This is a genomic window from Anaerotruncus sp. 1XD42-93, from assembly GCF_009917605.1.
Classification (GTDB): Bacteria; Bacillota; Clostridia; order Oscillospirales; family Ruminococcaceae; genus Anaerotruncus.
Genome location: NZ_QZEG01000042.1, coordinates 18,808 through 27,543, shown reverse-complemented (window position 1 = coordinate 27,543; position 8,736 = coordinate 18,808). Strand labels below are relative to the sequence as shown.

The following is an 8,736-nucleotide window of genomic DNA, read 5'->3' as shown; positions in this document are numbered from 1 at the left end:
GCTGTTAAACCCCATCACGGTTGACCGGGACTATATCCTGATTGCCGGACTGCACCGGCTGGAAGCGGCAAGGCTGCTTGGCTGGGCGGAAATAGAGTGCAATGTCAGCAGTTTAGAGGGCTTGCAGGCGGAACTTGCCGAGATTGACGAGAACTTTGTGCGGGCCGATCTGGAAACCCTGGAGTTTGGAAAGCTGCTTCTGCGGCGCAAGGAAATCTATGAAATGCTCTACCCGCAGACAAAACGCGGCGGCGACCGGAAAAGCGAAAAAATCAAAGGCGCATTTTGCGCCTTTGATTCTATACCGTCTTTCGTGGATGATACCGCCGAAAAATTGGGGCTGCACCGTGCTACGGTGAAACGGCAGATTCAGATAGCCAGAAACCTGACCCCGGAAACCAAGGAAATCATCCAGGATGCCGACCGCAAAATCAGAAAAAAGGACTTGCTGAAGCTGTCCCGCATGGAGCCGGAACAGCAGGAACAAGCCGCCGCACAGTTGGCGGCTGGGGAAATCAGGTCAGCAGATGAATTTCCCCAGGCAGAACCGCCTAAACCATCCAGACCGCCCGAACCGGCACACGAGCCGGAACGAGATACAAAACCGGAGCAAACCGCAGAGCCGGTTACAGAACCGCCAGCATCGCCCACGGTTCCCTATTCGCTGGGCGGCAAGCACTATGACACCCTGGAGGAATCCATAGCCGACCTGAAAAATCCCGACAAGGATTGCAGCTACACGCCGGATACGCTTCTGGCGGACATTGACGGCTTTGTGCAGACCTTTCATAAAGGCTTCGCGTGGTATCACGACCCGTTTTGTACCATCGTGTTCCCCCACATCTCCAAAGTGCAGTTTGAGTTTGTCCGGCAGCGTTTTGAAAGTATTTCTTCCGCAATGGCGGACTTATTAAATCAAATGGAAAGGACAATAGAAGCATGAGCAATCGAAAAAAACGCCGTCCGCCCGGTTCGGAGCGCACGGAACAGCAGAACCTTTTAACAGAAACACAGTATGCCAATCCCGGCGTACAGCGCGACTTATCCAGCAATCAGCTTACCTCCGGCCTGCCCTACCAGCGGCCCGTGGAGCCGGAGGACGTTGACCGCCTGATTGCCAAGTGGGACGACCGTTTGCTGACCCCTCTGGTGGTCAGTTTCCGGGACGGCAAATTTAACGTGGTGGACGGACAGCACCGGATCGCCGCCATGCGGAAGATGGCGGACGGCGGCAACGTAACGGTTCCATGCCTGATTTATACCGGCCTGACCTACGAGCAGGAAGCCGAACTGTATTTCAAGCTGGATCAGTCCAAAGGCCGGCTGCGGCTCTCCCATGCCACAAAAGCCCTGCTGGAATCCGGCACGGATGCCGAGGTGCTGGAAATTAAGCGGCTTGTGGAGGCGGCGGGCTTTGTGTGGGTACTGGATAAGAAAAGCGGTGACGCTTACGAAATCCTCTCTACCCGCGCCATTATCAACGCCTACCGTCTGCTGGGCGGAGCGGCTTTTTCCCGTCTGCTGGTACTCCTGGACAGCACATGGCACGGCGCGTCTATCTCTCTCCGTGCATCTATGCTCTCCGGCATGGCGCTGTTTCTGAAAACCTATGAAACCGAACTGGACGACCGTTCTTTCATCAAACGGCTGTCTGCGGTTGACCCGGAGGAAATCATCCGGCGCGGCAAGATGGACTTTTCCACCAATAAAGCCGCACTCCGGTTCGCCCGCGTCATTCTGGAAAAGTATAACACCCAGCAGCGCGGCGGGCGCAAGCTGCCCTACCGCTTTAAGGGCTGATAGGAAAACGTACATAGGAGCCGCAGACTATCCCGTCTGCGGCCCTTTTCATTGCAAGGGAGGTTTGTATGGACACAGCAACGAAAGAGCCAAAATCCCCCGCTGTTGAGCCGTCCGAGCAGGGCTACCAGCTTACCATCGGACGCGACACCATCCGGGTGGTCAGCATTTTCAGCGGCACAAGGACGGCAAGCGAAGCCATTCACGAAGCCGCCGTGAAGAAAATCCTTTACGACACAAGCAGTTAAAAAATGTGTGCAATATCGTCAGAAGCAGCAGGCTGTCAGCTTGACTTTAACACTTTAATGTGATATAGTATAGATGACAGACGAGCATAAACCCTGTTGTTTCTCGGACTGATAAGGAGGCAGTTTTATGAGAGAACAACAGAATTACAGAGCCGCTATCTATTGCCGGCTTTCTTCCGAAGATGGAGCCGACCACGAATCCATGAGCATTGGGAACCAGCGGGCATTGCTGGCCGAGTATGTGCAGAAACAGGGCTGGGAGGTTGTGGATACCTATATCGACGACGGATTCTCAGGTACGAATTTTGTTGAGGTAAGATAACGTAACCTTTTTTGCAGAGGGTGTTATCTTACCTCTTTTTGATGTATGTTAGATAGCATAACTCTTTACGTCGGCTCCAATCTGTCTGAAATAGGAGATACTTTCAGTAGGCTTGTCGCCTGTATCAACTCTGCCGACAAAGCTATAAAAGATTTCGATTTTGCGGGTGTTCGTTTCCTTATCCAGTTCGTGAATAAGAATGCGGTCAATAAATTCATGGACGTTTTCGTAGGTCAGTTCGGTAATGGCGGTGTATTTGCGTACCAGTGCGACAAACCTTTTCACGTCCGCGCTGCGCTCGGTGGCGTTGTCAATTTCCTGTGACAGTTCCGCAATCCTCCGGGTCAGCGTCTTTTTTTCTTCGTCATAGCCGGAAGTCAGAAAAGCAAATTGTTCATCTGAAAGTTTCCCTAAAGCGTTGTCCTCATAGAGCTTGCGGAACAAGATATTCAGCTCGCTAATCCGGCTCTGCGCCTTGTCAAGCTCTTTCCGTTGCTGCGTCAGCGTCTTTTGTACTGCCTTTGCGCTGCACTCGTTGGCGGTTTCGATAAACTCCTGTTCATGCTCTTTCACATAGGACAATACCCTTTGTAAATCGGCAAGGACAAGTTCTTTAAGGACGCTCTTTCGGATATAATGGGTAGTGCAAAGCTCGCCAGTCCTTATCCTGTTTCGATACTTGCCGCAAGTGTAGGCGTGTTTGCGTTCCAGTGTCCCGGCTCCCTGTTGCAGATACATTTTATAGCCGCAGTCCCCGCAAAAGAGAAGCCCCGAAAAAATGTCAATTTCATCAACCTTTGTAGGGCGGTGTTTGGTGGCAATCCGTTTCTGTGCAAGCTCAAAGGTTTCTTCATCAATCAAGGGTTCGTGTGTGTTGGGGAAGAAGTAACGCTTTTCCTCCGGGTTCTTCTTCGTCTTTTTCGATTTGTAAGATACCTTATAGCTCTTGCCTGTAATGGTATGCCCCAAATACTCTTTACGCGCCAGAATGTCATAGAGCGTCTTATCCGGCCAGTTGTAAATACAATTCGGGTGTGGGCGGGGGTGCCTGTGGCTTCCTGTGCGCCTGTACTGCAATTCTGCAACAGTCAATACCTCATGTTCCCGTAGCCAGTTCTGGATTTCGCAGATACGGTCGCCGCGCACATACATAGCGAAAATCTGTTTTACAATGTGCGCCGTTTCCGGGTCGGGCAATAGATGATTGCGGTCGTTGGGGTCAGCTATGTACCCATAAGGCACTTGCCCGTTGACGCGCTCGCCTTTCTGCGCCTTTGCCTGTTTGACAGCCCGGATTTTCTTTGAAGTGTCGCGGGCGTAAAACTCGTTGAACCAGTTCCGCAGAGGGGTAAACTCGTTATCTTCCCTTGCTGTGTCTACACCGTCGTTAATGGCAATGTAGCGCACTTCATATTCGGGAAAAACAATCTCTATCAGCTCCCCGGTTTTCAGATAATTACGTCCCAGACGGGAGAGGTCTTTTGTTATGACGGTCGCCACGTTCCCGGCTTCAACTTCGTGCAGCATGGCTTGAAGCCCCTCACGCTCAAAGCTCACGCCGGAAAATCCGTCGTCTACGAAAAAGCGCGTGTTGAAAAAGTGGTGTTCGTCAGCATACTTTTGTAAAATCATCTTTTGGTTCTGTATGCTCTCGCTTTCCCCGGCCTGCATATCTTCCTGGCTCAATCTGCAATATAAAGCGGTAATCTTGTCTGTCTGTAACATTTTGTCCTCCTTTCCGACGACAGACAAGCATGGCATTTGTACTGTCTATATTATACCACATACCGCTGCCTGTGTCATGTATAAAATGTGAAGAAACGCCCTATTTCCGGGCGTTTGCGGGGTTCAGTTCCATGTCTTTGCGAATGAGTTTTTTTATCTTTTTATCCAGTGTGTCCGTTGCGCGTTCACTTGCGGACGAACATACAAGGTAAGTAACTTTTCCTATTTTATGCTCCGTTGTGGTAACGGGCGTTTGGTTTTGCGTCAAAGAAAATCCCCCTTTCTTTCGCAAACATATAATACAGTCTATGAATAGCAGCAAGTCCACTATTCAATAAAACAAAGGCTTTAATCGGACGGTTATTAGCATAACCTCATGGGAATTTCACCCCGGCATGGTTCTCATGCAGCCCTACCCATTGCCTGCGACGCTCTTAACGCTCGGACTGTGGCTGTAAGGAAGTATCATTGTATATTCTGCGTGTCGTCGCCCGCAAGCCGCTACACTTGCTTTCCGGCGCGGTGTTGGTCGCTCGGCTGTCCGGGCGGGGATAACCTCACCCGGATAGCGTCATGGCGCACCCGCCGTATGGCTCGGCGCAAAAGGAACGTATCCGATTTGCCCTATGCTGCGCCGCCGTTATCTTGCGCCGCTTTCTTTGTCAAGGTTCAGAATGGCTTTGCTGCCGCGTCAGCAGCGGAACGGAAAAGGGGGAGAGAGAAAGCGTCCCGCCGCCGCTGCGGTTTATTCCTCTGCCTTAAAGGTGAGGACAGCCATCATCAGTTTTGCTTGCAGCCGTTCCCGAATGTCGTGGTCTACGCCGAAATAGACATTCCCGCGCTCGTCGTACAGCTTCCGCATGGAGAGGCGGGCTATGTAGCCGCTGAAATGCTGCAAGACAATCTTCATAGCGTCCGGGTCGCCCTTTGTCGCTACCACAATGACAGGATAGGGAACAAGGGCATTTTCCGGGTAGCCGGGTTCGTTACCATTCGTCCCATTCATCAGCATTTTCCTCCAGATATTTTCTTAATCTCTCAAAAGAGCTTGTCCGCCTGTACTGTATCGTGCTTCTCGACGTATTGAACAGTTCCGCAATCTCGGTATCGTTCATTCCCTCGAAGTAATACAGCAGTATGGCTTTGCGCTTTTCTTCCGGCAAAGTACGGATTGCTTCAAGAAGCAGCTTTGGCGTGATTTTCTTCCCGGCTTTCTCAAAGACGGTTTCGGCGGCTTCACGTTTGAAATATTCATCAAACGTATGAAGCTGCCGCGCTTCGTCTAAGGTCATGTCGGAAAAGGTCACTTCCTTTGCCTTGTGTCTGCGAAGTTCTCTATGGGTGTCGCAAGCTTCATTGTGCAATACCGTATTACAAAACTTCTGAAAAGCACACTGTTTGTAAAACTCCCTGCTATTAGGTTCCACATTCTCACCTCCTTTCTCGTTGGAAAGTTGGTGGTGCTTCCCCCCTTTTCGCGGGGCAATACGGCGTTTTTCAAAAACGCCGAAGATTTTTTGAAATTTCTTCAAAAATTTTTTGAACGTACAAAATGCGCCCGTCCGAAAAGCCCGGACGGGCGCATAGGCATTGTAAGCAGTATCCAGATGATTAGACAGTTCATATATATAAGCGTAGTTTCCCCCGGTGGTGGGCGGGCTTTTTTTGATAAGTCAATAACTGTCGGATTTTGTCGATATGCTTTTTGCTTCATGGCGGCTACCTCCTTTAGCCGCCGATTTCAACAGTGATACCGCGTCATTTCATTAGAAGATAAAAAGAAACGGCGGCTTTGATTTTTCAAAGCTGCTGCGGAAATCAAAGAACGACAAGCAACAGTTCTGATTTTGCTCCAATATGGTTATTAGGGGCACAAATTAAAATCAAAAAAGAGCCGATAACAGCAGTATTTCAAACTGCATATTATCGGCTCTGCGTCTGTGCGTCTGGCTCTTTTAATTAAATTATTTCTGTTGTTTTTTGGCTTTATTATATGTATTAGCTAACTGTCCACAAGCTGCTTTAATCTCTCTACCATGAGAAACTCTCATGGTAACTTCAAGTCCTGTTTGCTCTAATTGATGTTTGAACGCAACCATTTCTTGTTTTTGTGGTGCTCTAATTTTTGAATTACTCGTCGGGTTGTATTGCAGCACGTTAATCATAACATTTTTGCCCTTAAACCATTTTGCAAGTTGCCTTATATCTGAGGAACGGTCATTTATACCTGGTAAAAGCAAATACGCAAATACCACTTTTCGATTATGCCTTTGAGAATAGGACAATGCTTGCTTAACAACATCTTCAATAGCGTACATGTGCATATGAGGAATGATACAGTTTCTCGCAGCCTGTGTTGCTGCATGTAAAGATATTGTCAACTGAATTTTTAGATGTTCTTCGCGCAATTTTTTTAATTGATTAACTGGACCAACTGTTGATACGGTAATGCCGTCGGTTGGAAAGTTAAGTCCATTTCTATCTCGAAGAATATGGATTGCTGCAATCAAGTTGTCGTAATTGAATAAAGGTTCTCCCATTCCCATAAAAACGATACGATTTACTTTTTGACGTATCAATACAACCTGCTGCACAATTTCAGACGGTGTTAGATTACGAACAAAACCATTGCGTCCGGACTCACAAAAAATACAGCCAACAGAACAACCAACTTGCGTACTTACGCAAACAGTCCCACCATCTCGCCGTTTAATAAAAACCGTTTCAATATACCTGTTATCTTTCAATTCATAAACATACTTTTCAGTATCGCTACTTTTATAGACTTTTTTTGTTGATATTGATAGATTTTCTTTGTGAAATGGCTGTTTATACAATTCCGTATATAAGGCTCTTGCTTTATCCTCTCCAATTACTTCCGACATTTCTTTGTAAGTAAATCCGTATGGGTCATTCAATATTTCCGTAGGTGTACTTTTAGGTAAGTGTTTCATTTAAATATCCTTCCTTTTCAAAATTAAAAAGTTTGTTTTTCAGAGTTTTTGATTATGATTTCTAGTTTTTCAACATCAACGATATGCGTTAATCACACCTTTTCGATTTTTTAGGTATGTAGCGGCATTGCTACCTCCAATGGGGTGTTTAACTGCTTAAACAGTTCCACCTGTTTTTTCAGACAATTACATACAATCCAGTTATCATGACGTTTATGGGCTTTTACCATTCTTGACTCCAATAAACATGTGCTGACATTTTTTCCCTCTATGTTTGCTACAGCAGCTTCCATTTCCTGATGGATCAGTGCAGATACAAGCATGACAAAAGCAAGTCCCTGCGTTTTATAATAGTCCTCTGCATGCAGAGAATTGTATCCGGCTTTGTTTTTGAAGTAATTGTAGAAGGTTTCGATTGTCCAGCGCTTTTTGTAAAGAGTGTATACTTCCCCTGGAGATGCATTCTCCAAACTGGTCTGAAGCACTGTGACACCCATATAGTATTTCGCTTTTTGAAAGCCCTCGTTTGTGTACGACTTATCCCCGCGGCTCATATGGCGCAGATAATTTTCCTGCTCTGATGCTGACTCATTCAGGTCACGGTAAGTAAGGACGCGGTATCCGTTGATGATTTCCTCCTTATATTCGACAACGGATGCCTTCCTGCCTTTTTGATACATAAAACGGTCATGCATTTCAAGGCTGTGAACCGCAGCTTTACAAGTATTTAAGTTCTTACCGAGAGGAATGATATATGCATTGCCATTACTGCTGAAGAGGTTTAAGTTATCAACACTGTAGAAGCCACGGTCAACGATGAAAAGCATATCCTTCAGTTCGGTTTGCCCAAGAAAGTCTTTAATGCTGACCTTGTCCGTACTGGCTCCCTCATATATCCTTGACATAAGCGGAATGCCGGTATTTACATCATACGCCATTAGCAGATTCATCTGTGCTTCGCCAAGCTTTTTAAATTTATAACCTTTTTCTGCAAGGTCATTCATAACCGATTCACATCCAATCACATGGCCATCAATAGCCATTTGGTGTGAACAGGCCGAAATAAGCTTCTCTTCCATCCTGATAACATTGCCCTGCCGCCTGCCGAGTGCATCGTACAGCTTTGACAGCGAACCGTATCCGAGTTTAAGGGAAGGATACCTGATGGAAAGGACGCTCATGTCATAATAGCTGCGGATATCCCGGAGATAGGTAAAGCCCTGGATAAAATGGATCATCGCAACGGTATAGATCGTAACAGCATCCTGGGGATTAAAACATTCCTTTAACAGTGCCAGTGTTTTCCGGGAGTTTGCCATAGTAATTGCATACTCGCCAAAATCCAGCGAACTGATTTCAGAATCGCAGGTAAATGTGCTGTTTGGAATAAAGCCGATGCCTTCCTTGATAGATCCGATGGCCTTACCCATTTTCGTATGCCGTTTGCCATTTGAGTCAGTATAGTTTGAGTACTCATAAACATAGTAGTAATTTGAAATACGCTTTACCATTGTGCCCTTTGGTTTGTATTGGCGGATAGATTCAGGTACGGAATAGTTTCCCATATGCGCCTCCTGCATACCTAATTAACATACCTAAATTATAACAAATATGGGAGAGGATTGCAATACCAAATCATCCGAAAGGTCTTTATTTTATCGGCATTTATGAGGATTTAGCGTAACTG

General features: G+C 47.0%; 10 protein-coding genes and 1 pseudogene. 4 read left to right on the top strand and 7 right to left on the bottom strand.

All coding sequences use genetic code 11. From position 1 onward, the window contains the following. The 4 genes and pseudogenes from D5269_RS13130 to D5269_RS13115 form a co-directional block, all read left to right on the top strand. The coding region (locus D5269_RS13130; protein ID WP_120485979.1) for a ParB N-terminal domain-containing protein at positions 1–943 on the top strand (943 nt) is incomplete at its 5' end. After that, positions 940–1,800: a DUF6551 family protein gene (locus D5269_RS13125; RefSeq protein ID WP_120485978.1), complete on the top strand. Its 861-nt coding sequence runs from the start codon at positions 940–942 to the stop codon at positions 1,798–1,800. The genes D5269_RS13130 and D5269_RS13125, both read left to right, overlap by 4 nt. A 68-nt stretch (positions 1,801–1,868) precedes the next feature. After that, positions 1,869–2,048, top strand: a complete 180-nt coding sequence (locus D5269_RS13120) for a hypothetical protein (RefSeq protein WP_120485977.1) — start codon at positions 1,869–1,871, stop codon at positions 2,046–2,048. A 127-nt stretch (positions 2,049–2,175) separates the two neighbouring features. Next, positions 2,176–2,355, top strand: a pseudogene (locus D5269_RS13115) (recombinase family protein); the annotation flags it as partial. A 63-nt stretch (positions 2,356–2,418) separates the two neighbouring features. Here the strand turns inward: D5269_RS13115 and D5269_RS13110 are convergent. The 7 genes from D5269_RS13110 to D5269_RS13070 form a co-directional block, all read right to left on the bottom strand. Further along, the gene (locus D5269_RS13110) at positions 2,419–4,095 is read right to left on the bottom strand and encodes a recombinase family protein (RefSeq protein ID WP_019727566.1); all 1,677 of its coding nucleotides are present in this window, start codon (positions 4,093–4,095) and stop codon (positions 2,419–2,421) included. A gap of 100 nt (positions 4,096–4,195) precedes the next feature. Continuing rightward, complete coding sequence (locus D5269_RS13105; protein ID WP_004607973.1) at positions 4,196–4,423, bottom strand: transposon-encoded TnpW family protein; 228 nt, start codon at positions 4,421–4,423, stop codon at positions 4,196–4,198. A gap of 417 nt (positions 4,424–4,840) precedes the next feature. Further along, a complete protein-coding gene (locus D5269_RS13095) occupies positions 4,841–5,101 on the bottom strand; it encodes a helix-turn-helix domain-containing protein (protein WP_019727567.1) in 261 nt (86 codons plus the stop codon). After that, a complete protein-coding gene (locus D5269_RS13090) occupies positions 5,082–5,522 on the bottom strand; it encodes a sigma-70 family RNA polymerase sigma factor (protein WP_120485976.1) in 441 nt (146 codons plus the stop codon). Before D5269_RS13090 ends, D5269_RS13095 begins: the two co-directional genes overlap by 20 nt. Positions 5,523–5,623: 101 nt before the next feature. Next, a complete protein-coding gene (locus D5269_RS13085; RefSeq protein ID WP_009243795.1) occupies positions 5,624–5,809 on the bottom strand; it encodes a hypothetical protein in 186 nt (61 codons plus the stop codon). Between the two features lie 250 nt (positions 5,810–6,059). After that, on the bottom strand, positions 6,060–7,049 hold the full coding sequence (rlmN, locus tag D5269_RS13080) for a 23S rRNA (adenine(2503)-C(2))-methyltransferase RlmN (RefSeq protein WP_002569187.1): 990 nt from the start codon (positions 7,047–7,049) through the stop codon (positions 6,060–6,062). Between the two features lie 110 nt (positions 7,050–7,159). After that, positions 7,160–8,614, bottom strand: coding sequence for a transposase (locus D5269_RS13070; protein ID WP_243126855.1), 1,455 nt, complete (start codon positions 8,612–8,614; stop codon positions 7,160–7,162). Positions 8,615–8,736 lie beyond the last annotated feature (122 nt).

Excerpts from the sequence above, each read along its gene's own strand:
- D5269_RS13125 (WP_120485978.1), top strand. The coding sequence starts at position 940 with ATGAGCAATCGAAAAAAACGCCGTCCGCCCGGTTCGGAGCGCACGGAA.
- D5269_RS13120 (WP_120485977.1), top strand. The coding sequence starts at position 1,869 with ATGGACACAGCAACGAAAGAGCCAAAATCCCCCGCTGTTGAGCCGTCC.
- D5269_RS13110 (WP_019727566.1), bottom strand. The coding sequence starts at position 4,095 with ATGTTACAGACAGACAAGATTACCGCTTTATATTGCAGATTGAGCCAG.
- D5269_RS13095 (WP_019727567.1), bottom strand. The coding sequence starts at position 5,101 with ATGAATGGGACGAATGGTAACGAACCCGGCTACCCGGAAAATGCCCTT.
- D5269_RS13085 (WP_009243795.1), bottom strand. The coding sequence starts at position 5,809 with ATGAAGCAAAAAGCATATCGACAAAATCCGACAGTTATTGACTTATCA.
- rlmN (WP_002569187.1), bottom strand. The coding sequence starts at position 7,049 with ATGAAACACTTACCTAAAAGTACACCTACGGAAATATTGAATGACCCA.
- D5269_RS13070 (WP_243126855.1), bottom strand. The coding sequence starts at position 8,614 with ATGGGAAACTATTCCGTACCTGAATCTATCCGCCAATACAAACCAAAG.